Source organism: Paraburkholderia sp. WC7.3g (genome assembly GCF_050436345.1).
Classification (GTDB): domain Bacteria; phylum Pseudomonadota; class Gammaproteobacteria; order Burkholderiales; family Burkholderiaceae; genus Paraburkholderia; species Paraburkholderia podalyriae.
Genome location: NZ_JBNDMA010000002.1, coordinates 2,724,085 through 2,748,184 on the forward strand (window position 1 = coordinate 2,724,085; position 24,100 = coordinate 2,748,184).

Genomic DNA, 24,100 nt, shown 5'->3' on the forward strand with positions numbered 1-24,100 from the left:
CACCCGCCGCCAGATCAGAACGCCGTCCCGATCTGGAACTGGAACTTCTGGTACTGGTCGCCAGTGTGCTTCGTGAGCGGGAAGCCAAGGCTCAGCTTGAGCGGGCCGATCGGCGAGATCCACGCGAGACCCACACCGTAGCCGTAACGCAGGCCGTTCGCGCCAGTCGACGTCGCTGCCGTGCTCGCGTCCGCCCAGACATTACCAGCGTCCAGGAACGTGAACACACGCAGCGTACGGTCATAGCCGGTGCCTGGCAGCGGGAACGTCAACTCGATATTGCCCACCAGCAGCTTCGAGCCGCCGATCGGGTCGCCGGTCGTTTTGTCGCGCGGACCCAGTGAACTCGGCTCATAACCGCGGACCGAACCGATACCGCCCGCGTAGTAGTTCTTGAAGATAGGATAAGGCTTGCCGCCAAGGCCGTTACCATAGCCGCCCTGGAAGTTGAAGCCCAGCACGAAGCCGCGCGCAAACGAGTAATAGTACTGCGCGTTGATGTCGGCCTTGTAGTACTGGGTGCCGCCGATCGGCGTCCCATATTCTGCGTTCGCCTGCGCGAAGTAGCCGCGGCTAGGCACGAGCGCGCTATCGCGCGCGTCACGCGACCAGCCAACCGTAAGCGGCACGTTGTTCGAAACCCGGCCGAAGTCAGTCACGTATTGCTTATATGAAGCCGGCGTGTTTGCATCGACGTCCAGTTGGTTCTGTTCGAAGCCCGCGCCGAAGTACACCGTGTCGACTTCGGAGAACGGAATGCCGAACTTCAGGTCACCGCCCATCGTGACGATCTTGAAGCTCGAATCGGTCGAGTAGTACAGCGGCTGGTACGTGCGGTAGTAGACGTCGGTGATCCGCTTGATGCCGTCCACCGTGAAGTACGGGTCGACCTGCGTGACCGTCAGCGTACGGTACGTCTTCGCGGTATTGATGTTCACCGAGAGGCTCGTGCCGGAGCCGAATACGTTGTCCTGCGAGATACCCGCCGACAGCACCACCTTGTCCGTCGATGAGAAGCCCGCGCCAAGCGTGATCGCGCCGGTCGGCTTTTCGGCGACCTTCACGTCGATGTCGACCTGGTCGGGCGTGCCTTCGACCGGCACCGTGGTCACGTCAACATCGGTGAAGTAGCCGAGACGGTTGATACGGTCCTTCGACAGCGCGAGGCGGTTCGAATCGAACCACGAGCTTTCGAGCTGGCGCATTTCGCGGCGCACCACTTCGTCGCGCGTACGCGTGTTGCCGACCACGTTGATGCGGCGCACGTACACCCGGCGGCTCGGATCGACCTGCAGCGTCAGGTCGACCGTATGGTTGTTCTGGTCGATCTGCGGTTGCGCGTTGACGGTCGCGAACGCATAACCGTACTCGCCGAGCTTGTCGACGATCGCCTTCGTGGTGGCCTGCAGCTTTTCGGCCGAGAAGCGGTCGCCCGGCTTGATCTTGACCAGCTTCTTCAGCTCCGCTTCGCGGTCGAGCAGATTGCCGGCAAGGCGGATGTTCGAAATCGTGTACGGCTGGCCTTCATGCAGCGTGACCGTCAGGTACATGTCCTTCTTGTCCGGCGAAATCGACACCTGGGTCGATTCGATGCTGAACTCAAGGTAGCCGCGGTTCAGGTAGTACGAGCGGACGTTCTCGAGGTCGCCAGTGAGCTTGTCTTTCGCGTACAGGTCGTTCTTCGTGTACCACGAGAACCAGTTCGGCGTGGACAGCTGCATTTCGTCGCGCAGCGTACCGGTGCTGAACGTCTTGTTGCCGATGAAATTGATCTGGCGGATCTTCGCGCTCGGACCTTCGGCCACCGAGAACAGGATGCCGACGCGGTTGCGGTCGATCGGCGTGATCGTCGTGGTGACCTCGGCCGCGTAGTAGCCGCGCGTCAGATACTGGCGTTTCAGTTCCTGCTCGGCCTTTTCGACGAGCGCCTTGTCGTAGTAACGGCCTTGCGACAGCCCGACCGCGCGCAGCGCCTTGATCAGGTTGTCCTTGTCGAACTCGTGGATGCCGGCGAAGTCGATCGTGCCGATGGCCGGACGCTCCTGCACCTGCACGATGACCACGCTGCCTTCGGTCGCGATCTTGACGTCGTTGAAGAAGCCCGTCGCGTACAGCGCGCGAATCGCTTCGGACGCCTTGTCGTCGGAAAAGGTATCGCCTTGCTTGATGGGCAGGTACGCGAACACGGTGCCCGGTTCGACGCGTTGCAATCCCTCAATGCGAATGTCTTGCACCACGAAGGGCGTCGTTGCGTGAGCAACCAGCCCATGCGCGGCGAACGCCGCGGCTATAACCGTCTTTGGACCAAAGCGATGAGGTTTGAACAACGTGCTTCCCCAGTGTGTATAGCTGCATCAGGCCTGGCGGGCCGCCCTCGTGAACGCCGCCGGACACTTTAAAAATGGATTAAACGAGCAAGATCGTTGAACAGCGCAATCGCCGACAACGCGACGATGCAGGCAAGACCCGCCCTCTGAAAAACGAGTTGCCAGCGATCGGAGACAACTTTACCGGTCACAGCTTCAACCAAATAATATAACAGATGACCCCCGTCCAATACCGGAATCGGTAGCAGGTTCAGCACGCCGAGGCTAATGCTGACAAGGGCCAGGAACGACAGAAACGCGGAAGGACCCAGACGTGCGCTCTTTCCCGCGTAGTCGGCAATCGTCACCGGTCCGGACAGGTTCTTCAGCGATGCCTCGCCGACGATCATCCGGCCGAACATCCGCACCGAGTACACGGCGAGGTCCCACGTGCGGCGTGCGCCGAGGCGCAGGCTTTCGAGCGGTCCGTAGCGCACGTCGATCGAAGGCACCTGGGTCGCCAGTTCCGCGCCGATGCGGCCGATCTGCTGCCCGCTCGCCGCATCGCGCTGCAGTTGCGGCACGATCGTGATGTCTTCGAGCGCGCCCGCCGCATGACCGCCGCGGCCGCCGCGCTCCACCCGCAGCGTGACCGGCACGCCGGCGTGCGATTTGACATAAGCGATGAAGGCCGCGGCATTATCGGTCGGCGTGCCGTTGATCGCGCGCAGTCGGTCACCCGCGACGAGGCCCGCCTTCTGCGCGGCGCTGCCCGCCTGCACGCCCGCCACCGTCAGCTTGCCGCCGCCCGGCTCGAAGCCCAGGCGCGACATCAGATCGTCGTCGACGTCCTTCTCACCGATGCCGCGCAGGTCCATCGGGAAATCGGAGGTGCCGTGCACGTCCTTTGCACTGAGCACGATGCGCTGCTGATCGAACACGGCGCCCAGCAGCTTCCAGCGCAGATCCGACCACGACCGCACCGGCTCGGTCTCGTCGCTATGGCCGGTGCGCACACCGACGATCGACTCGCCGCCCTCGAAGCCCGCCAGCGCGGCCGGCGTGTTCGGTGCGGGCGTCGCGATCACGGCAGCCGGTTCGGTCACGCCAGTCGCGAACACGAGCGCGAACAGCACGATCGCAAGCAGGAAATTGGCGACCGGACCGGCCGCGACGATCGCAAAGCGCCGCCACACCGACTGGCGGTTGAACGCGCGCGGCAGATCCGCGTCGGGAATCGAACCGGGGCCGGTCTCGCGCTCGTCGAGCATCTTCACGTAGCCGCCGAGCGGCAGCGCGGCAATCGTCCACTCGGTGCCCGTCTTCGGACTGACCCACTGAACGAGCGGCTTGCCGAAGCCGATCGAAAAACGCAGCACCTTCACGCCGCACAGACGCGCGACGCTGTAATGCCCGTACTCGTGGACCACCACGAGTACGCCAATCGCAACCGCGAAAGCGAGCAGTTCGATCAGCAGGTTCATAAGCGCCTCACTGGACGGCGCGTTCCGTGCGACGGGCGCCGTCGGGCAGACGCGCGATCAACTCGGTCGCGGCGCGGCGCGCGGCGGCGTCCGCTTCGATGACGTCGTCGAGCGCGTGAGCGCTGCGGTTCGGCAACGCGCCCAGCACCGAGTCGACCACCTCGGCAATCGCCATGAAGCCGATGCGGCGCGCGAGAAACGCCTCCACCGCGATTTCGTTCGCGGCGTTCAGCGCCGCGCTCGCGATGCCGCCTTCGGCCAGCGCCGTCATGGCGAGCGCGAGGCACGGGAAGCGCGCGTAGTCGGGTTTTTCGAACGACAGCGACGCAATCTCCGCGAGATCGAGTTGCGCGACGCCCGAATCGACGCGATCCGGAAACGCGAGCGCGTGTGCGATCGGCGTGCGCATGTCGGGATTGCCGAGTTGCGCGAGCACCGAGCCGTCCGCGTACGACACCAGCGAATGGATCACGCTTTGCGGATGGATCAGCACGTCGATGCGTTCGCCGGGCAGGTTGAACAGCCAGTGCGCCTCGATGACTTCGAGGCCCTTGTTCATCATCGTGGCCGAGTCGACCGAGATCTTGCGGCCCATCACCCAGTTCGGATGCTTGCAGGCTTCGTCAGGCGTCACGTCGACGAGCGTGGCCGGCTCGCGCGTGCGGAACGGGCCGCCCGACGCGGTCAGGATGATCTTCGCAACGCCGCCATGCAGCGATGCTTCGCGCGGCAGGCATTGGAAAATCGCGTTGTGTTCGCTGTCGACCGGCAGCAGCACCGCGCCGTTGTCCCGCACCGCGTCCATGAAGACCGCGCCGGACATCACCAGCGCTTCCTTGTTCGCGAGCAGAATGCGTTTGCCGGAGCGCGCCGCGGCGAGGCTCGGCGCGAGACCGGCCGCGCCGACGATCGCCGCGACCACCGTGTCGCAATCCTCGCTCTTCGCGACGTCGACGAGCGCCTGAGGCCCGTACGTGACCTCGGTCTTGCTGCCCGCTTCGCGCAGCTTCGCGGCGACCTTCGCGGCCGTGTTGGCGTCGCCGACCACCGCGACTTCGGGCGCGAAGCGCAGGCATTGCGCGATCAGCTTGTCGCCGTTGCGATGCGCGCTCAGCGCGTAAATCGAAAACCGCTCGGGATGGCGCGCGACCACGTCGAGCGTACTGTCTCCAATCGAGCCCGTGGAACCGAGCAATGTCAGACGTTTTTGCATATCTCTTTCTCTAGCCGAGCAACAGCATGGCGAGCGGCAGCACCGGCAACAACGCGTCGATGCGATCGAGCACGCCGCCGTGCCCCGGCAACAGGCCGCTCGAGTCTTTGACGCCGGCCTGGCGTTTCATCATCGATTCGAACAGATCGCCGACCACGCTGAAAACCACCAGCAGGGTCAGCGCGAGCAACGTGCGCAGCGCGCCCAGTTGCGCCAGCAGCGCAGAATACAGGGTCGGCTCGAACGCGTGCAAAAAGATCGCCGTCGCCGCGACGATTATGACCAGCAGCCAGCCGCCGATCGCACCCTCCCAGGTTTTACCCGGACTGATGGCGGGTGCCAGCTTGTGCTTGCCAAACGCCTTCCCGGAGAAGTATGCGCCGATATCGGCGAGCCATACCAATAGCAGCAGCGACAGCACGAACGGCACACCCTGCACGCGCGCGGCGACGAGAGCATGCCAGCACGCGATGAAGCCGACGATGCCAGCAAGAAACAGAAAGGCGCGCCACGCGCCCTGCGCGAGCACGGGCTTACGCAGCAGCACGAACGGCCCCGCGATCACCCAAAAAATTGCCGCAGCCTGGTAGAACCGCCGCGCATGCTCGGCGCCGATGCCCACGCGCGTGCTGGTGACGAGCCCCAGTGCCGCGACGAGCGCGTACAGTACCGGCCCCGCGCCGCCGACCTTCAGCAGACGCGCCCATTCCCACGCGGCGAACACGACGATGAAAGCGATCAGCGCGCCGAACGCGCCGACCGGCGCGAACAGCGTGACAGGCAGAAACACTGCCAGCAGCACGATCGCCGTGATGACACGGGTCTTTAGCATGGAAGCGAATCGGCGTTCTGCGATTGCGGCTCGAGCTGAGCGCTGGTGCGTCCGAAGCGGCGTTCCCGCTCGGCGTACGAAGCGATGGCGTGACCGAGCGCGTCGGCGTCGAAATCTGGCCAGAACGTGTCGGTGAAATAGAACTCGGTGTAGGCGAGCTGCCACAACAGGAAGTTGCTGACTCGGCGCTCGCCGCCGGTGCGGATGAACAGGTCCGGCTCCGGCGCGTAAGCCATCGACAGATGTTCGGCGAACGCGTCCTCGTTGACCTCGACCGGCTTGCCCGTCGCCGCCGCTTGCTCGACGAGCTTGCGGGTGGCCTGCATGATGTCCCAGCGGCCGCCGTAGTTCGCTGCGATGGTCAGCGTGAGACGAGTATTGCGCGCGGTCTTGGTTTCCGCGCGCTTGATCAGATCGCGGATCTTGTCATCGAAACGCTCGAGATCGCCGACCACGCGCAAACGGATACCGTTCGCATGCAACTTGCCGATCTCGCGCTCGAGCGCGGTGACGAAGAGGCGCATCAGAAACGACACCTCCTCGTTCGGACGGCGCCAGTTCTCCGAGCTGAACGCGAACAGCGTCAGATATTCGACGCCCCGCCGCGCGCACGCCTCGACGGCCGCCCGCACCGCGTCGACGCCGCGCGTATGGCCTGCGACGCGCGGCAGACGCCGCTGAGTGGCCCAACGGCCGTTGCCATCCATGATGATCGCGATATGTCGCGGCACCGCGGCGACTTCAGGTACGCGCACGGTTGAGCTGGTATAGGTCATGGCCGTCGGGACAGTAATGCCAATAAAGAAGTGGAAATCTGGAAGTGCTGAGCCGAACGGCGTCAGACCGTCATGATCTCGGCTTCTTTCGTCGTGACGAGCTTGTCGATTTCGGCGACAAACTTGTCCGTCAGCTTCTGGACGTCGTCGCCGGCACGACGCTCGTCGTCTTCCGAGATTTCCTTGTCCTTGACGAGCTTCTTCAGTTGCTCATTGGCATCGCGGCGCAGGTTGCGCACAGCCACCTTGGCCGTTTCGGCTTCGCTGCGCACGACCTTGGTCAGTTCGCGGCGACGCTCTTCGGTCAGCGCGGGCATCGGTACGCGGATCACGTCGCCGTGCGTGGCCGGGTTCAGACCGAGGTCCGACTCGCGGATCGCCTTTTCGACGACCTGGACCATCTTCTTTTCCCACGGCTGCACGCCGATCGTGCGTGCGTCGATGAGCGTCAGGTTCGCGACCTGCGAAATCGGCACCGGCGAGCCGTAGTAGTCGCACTGGATATGATCGAGCAGGCCCGTGTGCGCACGGCCCGTGCGGATCTTCGACAGGTCGTTCTTGAACGCGTCGATGGAGCGCTGCATCTTTTGTTCAGCGCCCTTCCTGATATCAGCCAAAGACATTTTTAAACCTCCGAACCTTCAAAACGGTGCGAGCCGCCCGGCACGCGCGATGCGGCGGCCCGGGCTCGCGTCAAAGCCCATGTAATGTAAACGAAGTTTACACGTGGACGAGGGTGCCCTCGTCCTCACCTTGCACGATTCGCTTGAGCGCACCGGGTTTGACGATCGAAAACACACGGATCGGCAGCTTCTGGTCGCGGCACAGCGCGAAAGCCGTCGCGTCCATCACCTGCAGATTGCGGCCGATCGCCTCGTCGAAGCTGATCGTGGTGTAACGGGTCGCGCTCGAGTCCTTCTTCGGGTCGGCGGAATAGACGCCGTCCACCTTTGTCGCCTTCAGCACCACTTCGGCGCCGATTTCCGAGCCGCGCAAGGCAGCAGCCGTGTCGGTCGTGAAGAACGGGTTGCCGGTGCCGGCCGCGAAAATTACGACCTTGCCTTCCTCGAGCTGGCGGATCGCGCGGGGCCGGATGTACGGCTCGACGACCTGGTCCATGCGCAGCGCCGATTGCACGCGCGCTTCGATGCCGGCGTGGCGCATCGCATCCTGCAGCGCCAGCGCGTTCATCATCGTGGCGAGCATACCCATGTAGTCGGCCGTTGCGCGGTCCATACCCGCCGCGCCACCCGCGACGCCGCGAAAAATATTGCCGCCGCCGATCACCACGGCCAGTTGCGTTCCGAGACGGACCACTTCGGCCACGTCCGCCACCATTCGTTCGATGGTCGCGCGATTGATGCCGAAGGCATCGTCGCCCATCAGAGCTTCACCGGAGAGTTTGAGCAGGACGCGTTTATAGGCAGTGGGCATAGGGGTATCCAGATCGCGCAGAACAGGGCAACAACAAGGGACTAATGTAGGGGTGAAATGCTGATTCGGGCAAGCGCCGCCAAATTGACGAACCCCGGGGTTCGCCAGCGACGGCCGCGCAGCGAGGGTCAACCCGTGCGCGGCCTTGCGGTGCTGCCGAGCGCGGCGAGGTCATGCCTCGCCGCGGGTGCAACGGTACGGCGGTAAAGCTTGGGTGACGCTTATTGTTGCTTTGCAGCAGCGACTTGCGCGGCCACTTCCGCAGCGAAGTCGTCCTGCTTCTTCTCGATGCCTTCGCCGACCACGAACAGTGCGAACCTCTGCACGCTCGAGTTGGCCGCCTTCAGCATCTGCTCGATCGTCTGCTTGTCGTTCTTCACGAACGTCTGGTTCAGCAGCGACACTTCCTTCAGGTACTTCTGCACGCTGCCGTCGACCATCTTGGCGACGATTTCAGCCGGCTTGCCCGATTCGGCGGCCTTCTGTTCAGCGATGCTGCGTTCCTTGGCGATCAGGTCCGCCGGCACCTCGTCCGACGACAGCGAAACCGGCTTCATTGCGGCGATGTGCATCGCCACGTCCTTGCCGACCTGCTCGTCCGCGCCGGCGTACTCGACCAGCACGCCGATGCGCGTGCCGTGCAGGTACGCTGCCAGCTTGTTGGCGGTATCGAAGCGCACAAAGCGGCGGATCGACAGGTTCTCGCCAATCTTGCCGACCAGTGCGAGACGCACTGCGTCGACGGTCTGGCCGTCGAGCGGCAGTGCCGACAGCGCGGCGACGTCAGCCGGGTTTTGCGTCGCGACGAGTTCGGCGATCTTCTTCGAGAACGCGAGGAAGTCGTCGTTCTTCGAGACGAAGTCGGTTTCGCAGTTCAGTTCGACGAGCGAACCAGCGTTGCCGCCGATGAACGATGCGACGACACCTTCAGCCGTCACGCGCGATGCCGCCTTGCTCGCCTTGTTGCCGAGCTTCACGCGCAGCAGTTCTTCAGCGCGCGCCAGATCGCCGTCGGCTTCCGTCAGCGCCTTCTTGCATTCCATCATCGGCGCGTCGGTCTTCGCGCGCAGTTCTGCAACCATGCTTGCGGTAATTGCCGCCATCATTTGCTCCTTGGGTTCTGTCTGTCACACGCCGCCCGCACTTCGATGCCAGCGGCAGGAATTCGTTTCAGCGTTTTCGCGTATTTTTTGCGAGCGACGCGCATCGCGTCGCCTCAAGCACTCTGCCAGATGCCTGTTACAACACCTGCTACAGACGTCGCGGCTTAAAAAAAGGGGGCCTGTAGAAAGCCCCCTTTTATGCCGGACACTGGGCAGCCTTACGCTTCCGGGTTGACCTCGACGAACTCGTCGCCGTCGCCACCACGTGCAGCCTGGACCACTTCGTTGACCGTGTTGGCACGGCCCTCGAGGATCGCGTCTGCCACGCCAGCCGCGTACAGGGCGACAGCCTTGCTGGCGTCGTCGTTACCCGGGATCACGTAGTCCACACCTTCCGGCGAGTGGTTCGTATCGACCACGGCGATGATCGGAATGCCGAGCTTGTTCGCTTCGGTAACAGCAATCTTGTGGTAGCCGACGTCAACCACGAAGATAGCGTCCGGAATGCCGCCCATGTCCTTCACGCCGCCGATCGACTTCTGCAGCTTGGCCATTTCGCGCTCGAACAGCAACGCTTCCTTCTTGCTCATGCGCTCGGTTTCACCGGCTTCCAGCGCCGCTTCCATGTCCTTCAGGCGCTTGATCGACACCTTCAGCGTCTTGAAGTTAGTCAGCATACCGCCGAGCCAGCGCGCGTTGACGAACGGCATACCAGCGCGCTGCGCTTCCTGAGCGATCGTGTCGCGCGATTGACGCTTCGTACCGACGAACAGGATCGTGCCGCGGTTCGATGCCAGCTGACGCGCGTACTTCAGCGCGTCGTTGTACATCGGCAGCGTCTTTTCGAGGTTGATGATGTGAATCTTGTTGCGATGACCGAAAATGAAAGGGGCCATCTTCGGGTTCCAGAAGCGGGTCTGGTGACCGAAGTGGACGCCTGCTTCCAGCATTTGACGCATCGTAACTGCCATGAAATTCTCCACGAGGGTTGGGTCTTAAACCGGCTGCCGTATCGACCGCGCCCGCCTCTAATTCGGCTGGTACGCGGCGACACCCTGGGTGCGCCGGCTTGCGAATTGGTTGCCTGACACTACTTTTCTCTCACTCGCGACACCAGCAACCGGAGTGCCGCGAGAAACCGTTCCGCCCAGCTACCGTGCGCAAATTTGCGAATGCGCGACCAAAAGCGAACTAGGACCGACTTAGCCAAAGAGTATAGCACGCGACCACGGGCCGACTCAACCGGCCCTACCGCCGCCGGGCGATGCCCATTGGGCACGGAACCGAAGCCGGGCTTGGCGTCCCTTTGGAGCGTCAATGAGCAGATCCTGGTCGTTTTTTGCCCGTTGCCGCCCGATCCAGCGCGACGACCCGGCCCCCACTGCTGTAAAATGGCTCGATTCCGCCACGCGCGAGGGATCGTTAAGGATCGACCGGCATTCCGTGCCCGGGAGACGCCCTCCGCCAGGCCACCGCAACACCCAGCAAGCCTTATCCAGCAAGGCTTCCGAGGAAACCATGGCTCTCACCATCAAGAACGAAGACGATATCGCGAAGATGCGCGTCGCCTGCCGGCTTGCGAGCGAAGTGCTCGACTACATCACACCGTTCGTCAAGGCCGGCGTCACCACTGGCGAGCTCGACCGACTGTGCCACGAATACATGCTGAAGGACCAGGGCACGGTTCCCGCGCCGCTGAATTACCAGCCGCCCGGCTATCCGCCCTATCCGAAAGCCACCTGCATTTCGGTCAACGACGTGATCTGCCACGGCATTCCGGGCGACAAGGCGCTCAAGAACGGCGACGCGCTGAACATCGACGTCACCGTCATCAAGGACGGCTACTTCGGCGACACGAGCCGCATGTTCATCGTCGGCGAAGGGTCGATCATGGCGAAGCGCCTCGTGCAGGCCACCTTCGAGTGCATGTGGCTCGGCATCGACCAGGTCCGCCCCGGCGCGCATCTCGGCGACATCGGCTATGCGATCCAGAAGCACGCCGAAGGCCTCGGCTACAGCGTGGTGCGCGAATATTGCGGCCACGGCATCGGCACCGTGTTCCACGAAGACCCGCAGATCCTGCACTACGGCCGCCCCGGCACCGGGCTCGAACTGCAGACCGGCATGATCTTCACGATCGAGCCGATGATCAACGCCGGCCGCCGCGACATCCGCACGATGCCCGATCAGTGGACCGTCAAGACCAGGGACCGCAGTCTGTCCGCGCAGTGGGAGCACACCGTGCTCGTCACCGAGACCGGCTATGACGTGCTAACCGTGTCGGCCGGTACGCCCGCGCGTCCGCCCGTGGTCGCGGCCACCGCCTGACCGATTCCGACCTGATCTTCCGCCCGCCAATGAGTAGCGTTCCAGCCGTCGCCCCCTCCCATGCCTCGTCGCTCAAGGCGGACTACAAAGTGGCCAAAGCCCAGTTGCTGGAACGCTTCCGAACGGCCAGCAACGTCGACGCGTTGATGGCTGCTCTCGCGCGCGCCACCGACCATTCGTTGCGCGCCGCCTGGGACACCTGCGAGCTGCCCGACGAGCTCGCGCTCGTCGCGGTCGGCGGCTATGGGCGCGGCGAGCTCGCGCCGCATTCCGACATCGACATCCTGGTGCTGCTGCCCGACGCGCGGCTCGAGCATCTGGAGGCGCGCATCGAGCGCTTCATCAGCCTCGCGTGGGATCTCGGGCTGGAGCTTGGCAGCAGCGTGCGCAGCGTGTCGCAATGCATCGAAGAAGCGGCCAACGACGTCACGGTGCGTACGTCGCTGCTGGAAGCGCGCCGCATCACGGGCAGCGCCGCGCTGTTCGACGATTTCGCTCAACGCTATCGCGCGGCGCTCGATCCGAAGGCGTTCTTCCAGGCGAAGGTGCTCGAAATGCGCCAGCGTCATGCGAAGTTTCAGGACACACCCTATGCACTCGAGCCGAACATCAAGGAAAGCCCGGGCGGCCTGCGCGACCTGCAGCTGATCCTGTGGATCACCCAGGCGGCCGGCTTCGGCAGCAGTTGGCGCGAACTTGAAGCGCGCGGGCTCATCACCGAGCGCGAGGCGCGCGAGCTGCGGCACAACGAGGGCTTCCTGAAGTCGTTGCGCGCGCGGCTGCACATGATCGCCGGGCGCCGCCAGGACATCCTGGTGTTCGACCTGCAGACGCCGGTCGCGGAAAGCTTCGGCTACAAGCCGACCGCGACCAAGCGCGCGAGCGAGCAGTTGATGCGCCGCTACTATTGGGCCGCGAAAGCGGTCACGCAGCTCGCGACGATCCTGATCCAGAACATCGAGGCGCAGCTGTTTCCGAGCACGAGCGGCATCACGCGCGTGCTGTCGGATCGCTTCGTCGAAAAACAGGGCATGCTTGAAATCGCGTCCGACGACGTATTCCAGCGCGAGCCGAACGCGATCCTCGAAGCGTTCCTGCTCTACGAGCGCACACCCGGTGTGAAGGGATTGTCGGCGCGCACGCTGCGCGCAATCTACAATGCCCGCGACATGATGGACCAGCACTGGCGGCGCGATCCGGAAAACCGCCGGCTCTTCATGGAAATCCTGAAGCAGCCGGCCGGCATCACGCACGCGTTCCGCCTGATGAACCAGACGAGCGTGCTCGGGCGTTATCTGCTGAATTTCCGGCGCATCGTCGGGCAGATGCAGCACGACCTTTACCACGTGTACACGGTCGATCAGCACATCCTCATGGTGCTGCGCAATCTGCGCCGCTTCGCGGTCGCCGAACATGCGCACGAATACCCGTTTTGCAGCCAGTTGATCGTGAATTTCGACCGGCCGTGGGTGCTGTACGTGGCCGCGCTGTTTCATGACATCGCGAAGGGCCGCGGCGGCGATCATTCCACGCTGGGCATGGCCGACGCGCGGCGCTTCTGCCGGCAGCACGGCATCGAAGGCGAGGACGGCGAGCTGGTCGTGTGGCTCGTGCAGCAGCATCTGACGATGAGCCAGGTCGCGCAGAAGCAGGACACGAGCGACCCCGAAGTCATCAAGCGCTTTGCCGAGCTGGTCGGCACCGAGCGCCGTCTGACCGCGCTCTATCTGCTGACGGTCGCCGACATCCGCGGCACCAGCCCGAAGGTCTGGAACACCTGGAAAGGCAAGCTGCTCGAAGACCTCTACCGCACCACGCTCGCCGTGCTAGGCGGTGCTCAGCCGGACGAGCATTCGGAACTGAAGTCGCGCAAGGAAGAAGCGCTCGCGCTGCTGCGTCTGGAAACCGTGCCCGAAGGCGCGCAACGGGCGCTGTGGGACAAGCTCGACGTCGGCTACTTCCTGCGCCACGACGCGGCGGACATCGCGTGGCAGACGCGCGTGCTGTACCGCCACGTCGAAACTCCGACGCCGCTCGTTCGCGCGCGGCCTTCGCCGATCGGCGAGGCGCTGCAGGTGCTCGTCTACGTGAAGGACCAGCCCGATCTGTTCGCTGGCATCTGCGCGTATTTCGACCGCAACGGCCTGTCGGTGCTCGATGCGCGCGTCAGCACGACGCGCCACGGCTACGCTCTCGACAACTTCCTGGTCGCGCACACCGAAGAGGACGTGCACTATCGCGACATCGCCAATCTGGTCGAACAGCAACTGACCGCGCGTCTCGCGGGCCACGGCACCTTGCTGCCGGGACCGTCGAAGGGCCGGCTGTCGCGGCTCTCGCGTACCTTCCCCATTACGCCGCGCGTCGACCTGCGGGCCGACGAGCGCGGCCAATACTACATCCTGTCCGTGTCGGCGAACGACCGGCCAGGCCTTCTTTATTCGATCGCGCGCGTGCTGGCCGAGCATCGGGTTGGCGTCGCCTCGGCGCGGATCAATACGCTCGGCGAACGCGTCGAGGACGTGTTCCTGCTCGAAGGAAACAGCCTGTCGGACAACCGCCTGCAAATTCAGGTCGAGACCGAACTGCTGCGCGCGATCGCAGTGTGAGATTTCATGCGAACCAAATTAACAGCGAAACATCCGCGGCCGGCGTCGTCCGAACGCACCCCTGTCCGCCCCGGCAGCGCGTCGGCGCGTAAGCCGACCCGTCCAGCGCGGCCGAAGCCATTTGAGGCCGAGGCCGGCGCGACGCGCGAAGGCGCCGCATCGAAGGGTGGCGGCGCGAAGCGGCCGGCTGGTGCGAAGCCCGCTGGCTCGGGTGCGCGCTCGCCGCGTGCCGAAGGGTCGTTCGCGCGCGAACGGGGCGCGGCTCCCACGGGCGCGCCGCGCCGGTTCGAAGGTGCGGGTGAGCGAGGCGAGCGGGCTCCGCGTCATTTCGAAGGCAGTCCGGAGCGTGGCGAACGCGCACCTCGACGCGAATTCGGCGAGCGGGCCGAACGTGCTCCGCGTCGTTTCGAAGGCAGCGCGGAGCGTGGCGAACGCGCGCCTCGACGCGAGTTCGGCGAGCGGGCAGAACGTGCTCCGCGTCGTTTCGAAGGCAGCGCAGAGCGCGGCGAACACACACCTCGGCGCGAATTCGGCGAACGTGGCGAACGAGCACCGCGTCGTTTCGAAGGCAGCGCAGAGCGCGGCGAACGCGCACCTCGGCGCGAATTCGGCGAACGTGGCGAACGCGCACCTCGGCGCGAATTCGGCGAACGTAGCGATCGGGCTCCACGTCGTTTTGAAGGTAATGCAGAGCGCGGCGAGCGCGCTCCTCGCAGTTTTGGTGAGCGCGCACCGCGCCGCGACGACGGCGAACGCCGTCCGTTCAGCGGCCCGCGCGCAGGCGCAGGCAGGCCGCCTGAAGGCGGCGCCCGTGGCGATCGTCCGGTGCGCCGCGAGCGCGATAGCGCCGAGCGTCCGCGCTTCGGTAGCGATCGCGGTGAGCCGCAGGAGCGTCGCGGCGGCGATCGAGGCACGCGCAGCGACAGCGCCCCGCGCCGCTTCGAAGGCGAGCGCGGCGAGCGCAGCTTCGCGAAGCCGGTAAGCGGCGGCTACGGCGAACGTACCGAGCGTCCGGCGCGCGCCACGCGTGAGGACCGCGGTGAGCGCGGTGCAAGCGGCGAATGGACGCCCTCCCGTCGCGAGTCTGGCGAGCGCACCGAGCGTCGCGACCGTCCCGCGCGCAGCTTCGACAACACGTTGCCGGCCGCGAGCCGCCGCTTCGGCGACGACCGTCCAGCCCGCGCGGCCAAGCCGCGAACCTCAGCATCAAAAGCGTCCCAGCCCCTCGACACGACCGTCGACGCCGCCCGCCCGCCCCGCCGCGATCGCGAAGACGCGCCAGGCATGCTGCGTCTGTCGAAGCTGATGTCGAAGCTCGGCATTTGCTCGCGCCGCGAGGCCGACGAATGGATCGAGAAAGGCTGGGTCATGGTCGACGGCGAGCGCGTCGATACGCTCGGCGCCAAGGTGTTCCCGGATCAACGCATCGACATCGACCCGGCCGCCGAAGCCGCTCAGTCGAGCCAGGTGACCGTGATCATTCACAAGCCGGTCGGGCTCGTCTCGGGCCAGGCGGAGGACGACTATCAGCCGGCCATCACGCTCGTCACGCCGGAGAATCGCTGGGAAGGCGACCGTTCGGGCATCGGCTTCTCGTTGTCGCATCTGCGCCAGCTCGCGCCGGCCGGGCGTCTCGACATCGATTCGACCGGCCTGCTCGTGCTGACGCAAGACGGCCGCATCGCGAAGCAACTGATCGGCGGTCATTCGGAGGTCGACAAGGAGTATCTGGTGCGCGTCGCGTACGGCGAGCGCACCGTCGATGTCGAAAGCCACTTCCCGGCCGAAAAACTCGCGTTGCTGTGCCACGGCCTGTCGCTCGACGATGTCGCGCTGAAGCCCGCCCAGGTCAGCTGGCAGAACGGCGAGCAACTGCGTTTCGTGCTTCGCGAAGGCAAGAAGCGTCAGATTCGCCGCATGTGCGAACTGGTCGGTCTCGACGTGCTGGGCCTCAAGCGTGTGCGCGTCGGTCAGGTGATGCTCGGCGCGCTGCCGCCGGGACAGTGGCGCTATCTGTCGGCAGACGAGTCATTCTGAACTCCGTCCACCGAGCCTCCTTGCTGAAAGCAGGCGCATTGGTACAACCAGAAACCCACGCACTCAGGCGTGGGTTTTTTGTTGGCGGCAGCCGCGCTGCCGGTTCAGCGTCGAGGCCGCGTCAGTCGTCGCTATTCGGTTCGAGATCCGGGAACAGGACCTCGGTAAAGCCGAACCTCGAGAAATCGGTAATCCGCATCGGATACAGCTTGCCGATCAGATGATCGCATTCGTGCTGCACGACCCGCGCGTGAAAGCCCTCGGCGACCCGGTCGATCGGATTGCCGAACTGATCGAAGCCGTGATACCTGATCATCGAAAACCGGCTCACCACGCCGCGCAGCCCCGGCACCGACAGGCAGCCCTCCCAGCTCTCTTCCATGTCCTGCGAGACCGGCGTGACGGTCGGGTTGATCAGCACCGTTTCCGGCACCGGCGGCGCGTCCGGATAGCGCTCGTTCGAACCGAAGCCGAAAATCACCACCTGCAGGTCGACACCGATCTGCGGCGCGGCAAGACCCGCGCCGTTCGCGTCGTGCATGGTCTCGAACATGTCTTTCACGAGCCGGTGAAGTTCGGGCGTGTCGAAGTGGTCGACCGGCTCGGCGATTCGCAGCAGGCGCGGATCGCCCATCTTCAGAATGTCGTGAATCATCAGTGGCCCTCCAGGAGCTTGCGCATACCATCTTCGTCGAGCACGGGGATGCCGAGTTCCTCGGCCTTGGCGAGTTTGCTGCCCGCGTCGGCGCCGGCCACCACGTAACTGGTTTTCTTCGATACCGACCCTGCCACCTTGGCGCCGGCCGCCTCGAGCATTTCCTTCGCGTCCTCACGCGACAGATTCGGCAGCGTGCCGGTCAGCACGACCGACTGGCCGGCCAGCACGCCCTGCGGCGCCTTCGGCGCGGGCGGCACTTCGGGCCACGCAACTTTGCCCGGCGCGCGCAGTTGCTCGATCACCGTGCGGTTGTGGTCCTCGGCGAAGAACTGGTGAATCGATTCGGCGACGACCGGCCCCACGTCGTTCACTTCGAGCAGTTCTTCCAGCGACGCATCCATGATCGGATCGAGCGAGCCGAAGTGCTTCGCGAGATCCTTCGCGGTCGACTCGCCAACATGGCGAATCCCCAGCGCGTAGATGAAGCGCGCGAGCGACGTGTGTTTGGCTTTTTCGAGCGAGTCGAGCAGATTCTGCGCGGACTTGTCGGCGAAGCGGTCGAGTTCCGCGAGCGTCGCGAAGCCAAGATTGAACAGATCGGCCGGCGTGCGCACCAGATTCTGTTCGACCAGTTGATCGATGATCTTCTCGCCGAGGCCGTCGATATCGAGCGCGCGGCGCTGCGCGAAATGCCACAACGCCTGCTTGCGCTGCGCCGGACAGAAGAGCCCGCCCGTGCAGCGCGCGATCGCCTCGTCGGGCAGCCGCTCGATCGACGAGCCGCACACCGGGCACTGCGTCGGCATCACGAACTCGCGCGCATCGGCCGGACGACGGTCGAGCAGCGCGCTGACCACTTCCGGAATCACGTCGCCGGCGCGCCGCACGATCACCGTGTCGCCGATGCGGATGTCCTTGCGGCGCACTTCGTCCTCGTTGTGCAAGGTCGCGTTCGTGACCGTCGCGCCGCCGACGAACACCGGTTCCAGCCGCGCGACCGGCGTGATCGCGCCGGTGCGGCCGACCTGCACGTCGATCGCGACGAGCCTGGTCAGCGCTTCCTGCGCGGGGAATTTGTGCGCGAGCGCGAAGCGCGGCGCGCGCGACACGAAGCCGAGCGCATCCTGCTCGTCGCGCCGGTTGACCTTGTAGACCACGCCGTCGATGTCGTATGGCAGCTTGTCGCGCTTTTCGCCGACCGCGTGGAAAAATCCGAGCAGGCCTTCGGCGCCCCGCACGACCGCGCGCTCGCCATTGACCGGCAAGCCCATCTGTTTGTACCAGTCGAGCAGTTCGCTATGCGTGGCCGGCATCTCGATGCCTTCGAGCACGCCGATGCCATATGCGAAAAACGACAGCGGCCGCTGTGCCGTGATCTTCGAATCGAGTTGGCGCAAGCTGCCCGCCGCCGCGTTGCGCGGGTTCGCGAATTCGCGTTGCCCGGCGGCACGCTGACGTTCGTTCAGGCGCTCGAAATCGCGCTTGAACATCAACACTTCGCCGCGCACGTCGAGCACGCGGGGCACGCGCTTGCCCTTCAGCTTCAGTGGAATCGAGCGGATCGTGCGAACGTTTTCGGTGACGTTCTCGCCGGTCGTGCCGTCGCCGCGCGTGGATGCCTGCACGAACACGCCGTCGATGTAGCGCAGTGAGATCGCGAGGCCGTCGAATTTCAGCTCGGTCGCGTAATCGACCGGCAACGGCGGCTCGCTCGCATTGTTGCCGAGCGCGTCGCCGATACGCTTGTCGAAAGCGACGATGTCTTCGTCGGCGAAACCGTTGTTCAACGACAGCATCGGCAGATCGTGCACGACCGGCTCGAAACCGCTCGCGGCCTCGCCGCCGACGCGCTGCGTCGGCGAATCCGGCACGATCAGATCCGGATGCTCGGCCTCGATGCACTCCAGCTCCTTGAACAGCTTGTCGTACTCGGCGTCCGGCAGGTCCGGTTGATCTAGCACGTAGTACGCGTAGTTCGCGCGTTCGAGTTCCGCGCGCAACCACGCGGCCCGCTCAGCCGGAGCGTTGGTTGCGGAAGTAGGGACGGAGGATCGGGCCATGCTGTCGGAAGCTTCTCGAGATCAAAGACGGACATCGGATTATCGCAGGAAGCGTGCCCCTTTACATCGCTGAATGGGGGCGCGCCGTGCTGCAACGCAAGCCGCAAACGACGACGGCCGCACATCGTGCGGCCGTCGTCAAAACGCGTAGAACGCTGCAATTGGCTTACTGGCTGAACAGGCGCCGCGTTGCCGGAGAACCCGCCGGAATACCCGCCTGTTCGAGCTTCGCGTACAGCGTCATCAACTGTTTTTCGATCGCGAGCAGCGCGCTCTCCGGAAGCGGGCGGCGACCGTCGTCGACCACGCGTCCGCCGATGCGCTCGGCCAGCGACTTCGCGTAATCGCACATCAGACGGAACGGCAGGATGTCTTCGTCGGCGACCGGCACGTCGAGCACAAGCGTGATCATCTCGCCGCCTTTGTATGTGAGGTCGTCGCGCAAGAAGTTGGTGTCGCCGAACTGCAGCATGAACACTGGGCTTTGCCGCGCGTCGAGCTTGACGAAGCGCGTGCCGTCGCGCGACAGCAGCAGACCGTCCTGGGACGCGACCGCCTGCACGTAGTTGGCCGACCACGGCGCGCCGTCCGACAGCACGTTGATCGACAACTGCGCATCGCACTGGGCGGCAAAGCCGTCGAGCTCGCGCGCCATCGCGACGGTTTCGAGCATGTCGGGGAATTCCGGCGCCGCGTCGAGCGCGTCGGCGAACTGCTGCACGCCGGTCACGAATTCGGAAAATTCGAGTTCGTTGAGCGCACCGCTGCGGTTGGCGAGTTGAGCGGCGGCGCGCAGTTCTTCATAGCGCGTGCCGTTCTGCAGCAGCTCCCATGCGCCGCCGCCTTCGGGCTTGCCTTCGATATGCACCGGCTTGCTGCCCGCGCGACGCAAGCGCTGCGCGAGCGGCAGCACCTTGTCGCCGGCTACCGGGCCGTTCAGCCGGATCGGCACGATACAGTCGATGCGTCGATCGACGATCGCGGGCGGTGCAGAAGAAATCGTCGTAGCAGCCGGCAGGATCGGTTCGACGCGCTGCTGCTCGCCGGGCGCCCGTTGCGTCGCGAGCGCTTCGGCCGCGGGCCGCTCTGCGTCCGCGCCCGGCGCCGCCGCATGCTCGCCTTCGCTGCCGGCGATGGAATCCGCCGGCGGATAGCCGTTGGGCGACGTCATCTCGGCCTGGATATCGGCCGGTGTATCGAGCGGCGCTACGCCCGCGCCGAACGTCGGCTCGACGCGAGCGGCGCTCGGGTGCGCCGTCTCGGCGCTCGCGCCCGGCTCGCGCCGCGTGGTCGGCCGGGCCGGCGCGATGAACGGGCTCTGCTCCTGATGCTCGTCGCGCGCAAAGCTCTCGGCGGTGTCGGCTGGCATTGGCCGCGGCATCTTGCGGCGCACCTTCGCGCCCTGCCACGCGTTGTACACGACCACGCCCCCCACCACCACGGCACCCGCGCCGATCAAACCGAGTGTCAACTCGTCCATGCATGCTCCATCAGCAATTCTTCTATCCGCGCGAGCCTCTCGTCCGCTCCACGTACCGCGCGGCGCGCGATCAGGCCGCTGCGGTGGATGCGGATGCCCGCGAAGGCGTTAACTCAAACGATATTCTGGGCGAAACCCGCCGCCGTTTCCATGTCGACCGCGACGATCCGCGAAACACCCTGCTCCTGCATCGTCACGCCGATCAGCTGCTGCGCCATCTCCATCGCGATCTTGTTGTGCGAGATGAACAGGAACTGGGTTTTGTCCGACATCGCCCGTACCAGATTCGCAAAACGCTCGGTGTTGGCGTCGTCGAGCGGCGCGTCCACTTCGTCGAGCAGGCAGAACGGCGCGGGATTCAACTGGAACATCGCGAACACGAGTGCGGTCGCGGTCAGCGCTTTCTCACCGCCCGACAGCAGGTGAATCGTCGAATTCTTCTTGCCCGGCGGCTGCGCCATCACCTGCACGCCGGCGTCCAGGATTTCGTCGCCGGTCATGATCAGCTTCGCCTGGCCGCCACCAAACAGACGCGGGAACAGCTCGCCGAAATGACGGTTCACTTCGTCGAACGTGCTTTGCAGCAGCGTGCGCGTTTCGGCGTCGATCTTGCGGATCGCGTCTTCCAGCGTGTCGATCGCGCTCGTCAGATCGGCCGACTGCGAATCGAGGAAGCTCTTGCGCTCGGTCGCGGCCTTCAGCTCGTCGAGCGCGGCCATGTTCACCGGCCCGAGCGCGATGATGGCGTTGTTGATACGCGTGACTTCGCCTTGCAGGTACGACGGCTTCATGTCCGGCGTCAGCTTGGCTTGCAGCTCGGCTTCATCGACACCGGCCGCGCTCAACTGCTCGACGAACTGCTCGCCGTTGATGCGCGCGGCCTGCTCTTTCAACTGCAATTCATTGATGCGGTCGCGCAGCGGCTGCAGTGCGCGCTCGGCGGTGAGGCGCGTTTCGTCGGCCGAGCGCAGCTTCGCGGTCAGGTCGTCGAGCTCGACGCGCGCGGCGCGCAGCGCCTCTTCTTTCACGGCGCGGATGTCGAGCGCGTCCTGCAGACCGGTGTGCGCGGTCTGCTGGTTGATCGTTTCCAGTTCGGCGCGCGCGTCTTCGAGCGCGCCCGCGACGCGCTCGCTCTGCTCGTGCGCGACCTGGATGCTGCGCTTCAATTCGTCGATGCGGTTCGCCATGTTGCGCGCGGCGAAGCGCGCGTCGGTGGCGGCGCGATCGAGATCGCGCGCGCCGCCGCGGGCGGTCGTCAGTTCTTCGTCGAGCGATTCGAAGGCGAGCTGGTGGTCTTCGAAGCGCGCCTGCAGTTCGGCGAGTTCGCCGTCGTGACGCTCGAAGTTCGCTTCCGATTCGGCGCGCAGCGCCCGCTGTTCGTCGATCTGCGCGGCGATCTCTTCGAGTTCCTCGCGAATCTGCGTGCTGCGCTGCGTGTAACGTTCGTGCGCCTGGCTCAGCTTCAGCACATCCATCTGCAACGCGTGCACCCGCTGCGTCGCGCGTTCGGCCTGCTGGCGCATCTCGGCGAGCGCCTGCGCGGCGTGCGTGTGCGCGGCTTCGGCGCGGATCGCGGCGGCCTTCGCCTCGTCGGCGAGCAAGGCCTGCGCGCGCACCTGGCGGCCGAGGTTTTCGATTTCCTGCTGACGCGCGAGCATGCCTGCCTGCTCGGAATCGGCCGCATACAACTGCACGCCGACGCGCGTGACCACGTGCCCCGCCTTTACGACGAACGCGCCGCCCTCGGGCAGCTGCGCGCGCATCGAAAGCGCCTGCTGCAGATCGTCGGCGACGAACGCGAGGCCGAGCCAGTCGGTCAGCACCGCGCGGATGCCCGCGTCTTCGATGTGCACGAGCGACAGCAGCGAGCGCAGCGCGCCTGCCGCCGGGGCCGGCAGAGCGGCCGCGGGCGGCGCGTAGAACGCGAGCTTGGCCGGTGGCGCGTCGGTCGCGAACGCCTTGACCCAGTCGAGATTCGACACTTCGAGCGCGGCGAGGCGCTCACGCAGCACCGCTTCGAGCGCGGTTTCCCAACCAGCCTCGACATGCAGCTTCTTCCACAAACGCGGCAGGCTGCCCAGCTCGTGCTTGTCGAGCCACGGCTGGATCTTGCCTTCGGTCTGCACGTTTTCCTGCAACTGCTTGAGCGCGGCGAGGCGCGCGTCGAGCTGATGGATCTGCGCGCTTTCGGCCTGCACGCGCTCCTGCGCGACGCGGCGTTCGCCGTCGAGCCGCGGCAGCGCTTCCTGCGCATCGGTGAGGCGTCCCTGTGCGTCGTTAAGGATTGCCTCGTGCTCGGCGAGCTGCATGCGCAACGCCTCGAGCTGCGCTTCGTCGGGCGCGTCGAGGCCGCCCTCTTCCGATTTCAGCCGCTCATGGCGCTGCTGCAGTTGCTGCAACTGCTGATCGGCATTGCGCTGATGCGCGGCTTCGAGCTTCAGTGCCTGCTCGGTCTGCGCGATGCCGCCGCGTTCGGTGTTCAGCTCCGCCTGGGCGTCGCGCCAGCGCGCTTCCAGCGCGGGCAGCGCATCGTGCTTCGCGGCGGCGGCGTCTTCGGCGAGCACGGCTTTTTCTTCGGCGACCGCCAGTTGCTCTTCGACGTCGGCGATATCGTCCTGCGCCTTGTCGGCCTGCGACTGCCACTGCTCGCGCTGCGCCGTCAGCGCGGCGATCTGCGCCTGCACGCGGTTGCGCGATTCGACGATGAAGCGGATCTCGGCTTCCAGCCGGCTCACTTCGGCGTTCGCTTCGTACAGCGCGCCCTGCGCGCCCTGCATCGCGTCGCTCGCCGAATAGTGCGCGACGCGCAGCGTTTCGAGTTCCGCCTCGACTTCGCGCAGCTTCGCGGTTTGCGCTTCGAGGTCGATCTGCGCCTGTTCGATCGCGCGCTGCTGGCGCTGCTGCTCACCAGCCGCCTCGTTCTTTCGCAACAGCCACAACAGACGCTGCTTTTCCTCGCCGTCGCCTTGCAGCTCGCGATAACGCGTCGCGACGACCGCCTGCCCCTCCAGCTTCTCGAGATTCGCGCCGAGTTCGCGGACGATGTCCTCGACGCGCGTCAGGTTCTCGCGCGTGTCGTGCAAACGGTTCTCGGTCTCGCGGCGGCGTTCCTTGTACTTCGACACGCCGGCGGCTTCTTCGAGGAACACGCGCAGCTCTTCGGGCTTCGCCTCGATCAGCCGCGCAATCATGCCCTGCCCGATGATCGCGTACGCGCGCGGCCCGAGGCCGGTGCCGAGAAAGATGTCCTGGATGTCGCGGCGCCGCGCCGGTAGATTATTGATGTAGTAGCTCGACGTGCCGTCGCGCGTCAGCACGCGCTTGACCGCGATCTCCGCATACTGGCCCCACTGGCCGGCGGCGCGGCCGTCGGCGTTGTCGAACACGAGTTCGACGCTCGCGCGGCTACCGGGCTTGCGGGCGGTCGAGCCGTTGAAGATCACGTCCTGCATCGATTCGCCGCGCAATTCGGATGCGCGCGATTCGCCGAGCACCCAGCGCACGGCGTCGATGATGTTGGATTTGCCGCACCCGTTCGGTCCGACCACGCCAACCAACTGGCCGGGGACCTGGAAATGCGTGGGATCGACGAAGGATTTGAAACCAGCGAGTTTGATCGAGGTGAGACGCACGGCGATTTCGCTGTTTGGAAAGAGAGAGTGATAGGTGGCTCGCGAGGTTGCGCCAGTCGTTCACCGCCGCGGCGGGACGGCCCACGCAACCTCGCGAGCCTTCGCAATTTGCTCGCCGGCTGCGTGCGCTGATGCGTATTCGAGCCAC

Annotated in this window: 16 protein-coding genes; 3 read left to right on the top strand and 13 right to left on the bottom strand. The window is 65.2% G+C overall.

Annotation, left to right across the window (positions count from 1 at the left end):
* Positions 1-14 precede the first annotated feature (14 nt).
* The 9 genes from bamA to rpsB all read right to left on the bottom strand — a co-directional run bounded on the left by bamA (position 15) and on the right by rpsB (position 10,119).
* On the bottom strand, positions 15-2,327 hold the full coding sequence (bamA, locus tag OKW43_RS23935) for an outer membrane protein assembly factor BamA (RefSeq protein ID WP_187632991.1): 2,313 nt from the start codon (positions 2,325-2,327) through the stop codon (positions 15-17).
* A 68-nt stretch (positions 2,328-2,395) separates the two neighbouring features.
* Positions 2,396-3,790 carry an RIP metalloprotease RseP gene (gene rseP / locus OKW43_RS23940; RefSeq protein WP_187632992.1) on the bottom strand — a complete coding sequence of 465 codons (1,395 nt, stop codon included), beginning with the start codon at positions 3,788-3,790 and terminating at the stop codon, positions 2,396-2,398.
* Between the two features lie 7 nt (positions 3,791-3,797).
* Positions 3,798-5,003: a 1-deoxy-D-xylulose-5-phosphate reductoisomerase gene (locus OKW43_RS23945; RefSeq protein ID WP_429450279.1), complete on the bottom strand. Its 1,206-nt coding sequence runs from the start codon at positions 5,001-5,003 to the stop codon at positions 3,798-3,800.
* 10 nt (positions 5,004-5,013) lie between these two features.
* The gene (locus OKW43_RS23950) at positions 5,014-5,835 is read right to left on the bottom strand and encodes a phosphatidate cytidylyltransferase (RefSeq protein WP_187632994.1); all 822 of its coding nucleotides are present in this window, start codon (positions 5,833-5,835) and stop codon (positions 5,014-5,016) included.
* The gene (gene uppS / locus OKW43_RS23955) at positions 5,829-6,611 is read right to left on the bottom strand and encodes a polyprenyl diphosphate synthase (RefSeq protein ID WP_187632995.1); all 783 of its coding nucleotides are present in this window, start codon (positions 6,609-6,611) and stop codon (positions 5,829-5,831) included. The genes OKW43_RS23950 and uppS overlap by 7 nt, the downstream gene beginning before the upstream one ends.
* 62 nt (positions 6,612-6,673) lie before the next feature.
* A complete protein-coding gene (gene frr, locus OKW43_RS23960) occupies positions 6,674-7,234 on the bottom strand; it encodes a ribosome recycling factor (protein ID WP_187632996.1) in 561 nt (186 codons plus the stop codon).
* 97 nt (positions 7,235-7,331) lie between these two features.
* Positions 7,332-8,045 (bottom strand): UMP kinase, encoded by a 714-nt coding sequence (pyrH, locus tag OKW43_RS23965; protein ID WP_149668280.1) that lies wholly within the window; start codon positions 8,043-8,045, stop codon positions 7,332-7,334.
* A 221-nt stretch (positions 8,046-8,266) separates the two neighbouring features.
* Positions 8,267-9,148 carry a translation elongation factor Ts gene (tsf, locus tag OKW43_RS23970; RefSeq protein WP_187632997.1) on the bottom strand — a complete coding sequence of 294 codons (882 nt, stop codon included), beginning with the start codon at positions 9,146-9,148 and terminating at the stop codon, positions 8,267-8,269.
* 218 nt (positions 9,149-9,366) lie between these two features.
* On the bottom strand, positions 9,367-10,119 hold the full coding sequence (rpsB, locus tag OKW43_RS23975; RefSeq protein ID WP_187632998.1) for a 30S ribosomal protein S2: 753 nt from the start codon (positions 10,117-10,119) through the stop codon (positions 9,367-9,369).
* Between the two features lie 547 nt (positions 10,120-10,666).
* Between rpsB and map the strand changes: the two genes are divergently transcribed.
* From map to OKW43_RS23990, 3 genes are read left to right on the top strand one after another with little or no spacing between them, the layout of a single operon-like run.
* Positions 10,667-11,476, top strand: a complete 810-nt coding sequence (map, locus tag OKW43_RS23980; protein ID WP_429450283.1) for a type I methionyl aminopeptidase — start codon at positions 10,667-10,669, stop codon at positions 11,474-11,476.
* A 29-nt stretch (positions 11,477-11,505) separates the two neighbouring features.
* On the top strand, positions 11,506-14,085 hold the full coding sequence (locus tag OKW43_RS23985) for a [protein-PII] uridylyltransferase (RefSeq protein WP_429450285.1): 2,580 nt from the start codon (positions 11,506-11,508) through the stop codon (positions 14,083-14,085).
* Between the two features lie 6 nt (positions 14,086-14,091).
* A complete protein-coding gene (locus OKW43_RS23990) occupies positions 14,092-16,122 on the top strand; it encodes a pseudouridine synthase (protein ID WP_429450287.1) in 2,031 nt (676 codons plus the stop codon).
* Between the two features lie 121 nt (positions 16,123-16,243).
* Here OKW43_RS23990 and def read toward each other — a convergent pair whose 3' ends face one another.
* The 4 genes from def to smc form a co-directional block, all read right to left on the bottom strand.
* The gene (gene def, locus OKW43_RS23995) at positions 16,244-16,777 is read right to left on the bottom strand and encodes a peptide deformylase (RefSeq protein ID WP_429450289.1); all 534 of its coding nucleotides are present in this window, start codon (positions 16,775-16,777) and stop codon (positions 16,244-16,246) included.
* Positions 16,777-18,840, bottom strand: coding sequence for an NAD-dependent DNA ligase LigA (gene ligA, locus OKW43_RS24000; RefSeq protein ID WP_429450291.1), 2,064 nt, complete (start codon positions 18,838-18,840; stop codon positions 16,777-16,779). The genes def and ligA overlap by 1 nt, the downstream gene beginning before the upstream one ends.
* A 166-nt stretch (positions 18,841-19,006) precedes the next feature.
* Positions 19,007-20,320 carry a cell division protein ZipA C-terminal FtsZ-binding domain-containing protein gene (locus tag OKW43_RS24005; protein ID WP_187633004.1) on the bottom strand — a complete coding sequence of 438 codons (1,314 nt, stop codon included), beginning with the start codon at positions 20,318-20,320 and terminating at the stop codon, positions 19,007-19,009.
* Between the two features lie 113 nt (positions 20,321-20,433).
* Positions 20,434-23,952: a chromosome segregation protein SMC gene (gene smc / locus OKW43_RS24010; protein ID WP_429450293.1), complete on the bottom strand. Its 3,519-nt coding sequence runs from the start codon at positions 23,950-23,952 to the stop codon at positions 20,434-20,436.
* Positions 23,953-24,100 lie beyond the last annotated feature (148 nt).

Excerpts from the sequence above, each read along its gene's own strand:
- OKW43_RS24005 (WP_187633004.1), bottom strand. The coding sequence starts at position 20,320 with ATGGACGAGTTGACACTCGGTTTGATCGGCGCGGGTGCCGTGGTGGTG.
- tsf (WP_187632997.1), bottom strand. The coding sequence starts at position 9,148 with ATGGCGGCAATTACCGCAAGCATGGTTGCAGAACTGCGCGCGAAGACC.
- pyrH (WP_149668280.1), bottom strand. The coding sequence starts at position 8,045 with ATGCCCACTGCCTATAAACGCGTCCTGCTCAAACTCTCCGGTGAAGCT.
- OKW43_RS23985 (WP_429450285.1), top strand. The coding sequence starts at position 11,506 with ATGAGTAGCGTTCCAGCCGTCGCCCCCTCCCATGCCTCGTCGCTCAAG.
- ligA (WP_429450291.1), bottom strand. The coding sequence starts at position 18,840 with ATGGCCCGATCCTCCGTCCCTACTTCCGCAACCAACGCTCCGGCTGAG.
- frr (WP_187632996.1), bottom strand. The coding sequence starts at position 7,234 with ATGTCTTTGGCTGATATCAGGAAGGGCGCTGAACAAAAGATGCAGCGC.
- OKW43_RS23945 (WP_429450279.1), bottom strand. The coding sequence starts at position 5,003 with ATGCAAAAACGTCTGACATTGCTCGGTTCCACGGGCTCGATTGGAGAC.
- map (WP_429450283.1), top strand. The coding sequence starts at position 10,667 with ATGGCTCTCACCATCAAGAACGAAGACGATATCGCGAAGATGCGCGTC.
- rseP (WP_187632992.1), bottom strand. The coding sequence starts at position 3,790 with ATGAACCTGCTGATCGAACTGCTCGCTTTCGCGGTTGCGATTGGCGTA.
- uppS (WP_187632995.1), bottom strand. The coding sequence starts at position 6,611 with ATGACCTATACCAGCTCAACCGTGCGCGTACCTGAAGTCGCCGCGGTG.
- OKW43_RS23990 (WP_429450287.1), top strand. The coding sequence starts at position 14,092 with ATGCGAACCAAATTAACAGCGAAACATCCGCGGCCGGCGTCGTCCGAA.
- OKW43_RS23950 (WP_187632994.1), bottom strand. The coding sequence starts at position 5,835 with ATGCTAAAGACCCGTGTCATCACGGCGATCGTGCTGCTGGCAGTGTTT.
- def (WP_429450289.1), bottom strand. The coding sequence starts at position 16,777 with ATGATTCACGACATTCTGAAGATGGGCGATCCGCGCCTGCTGCGAATC.
- rpsB (WP_187632998.1), bottom strand. The coding sequence starts at position 10,119 with ATGGCAGTTACGATGCGTCAAATGCTGGAAGCAGGCGTCCACTTCGGT.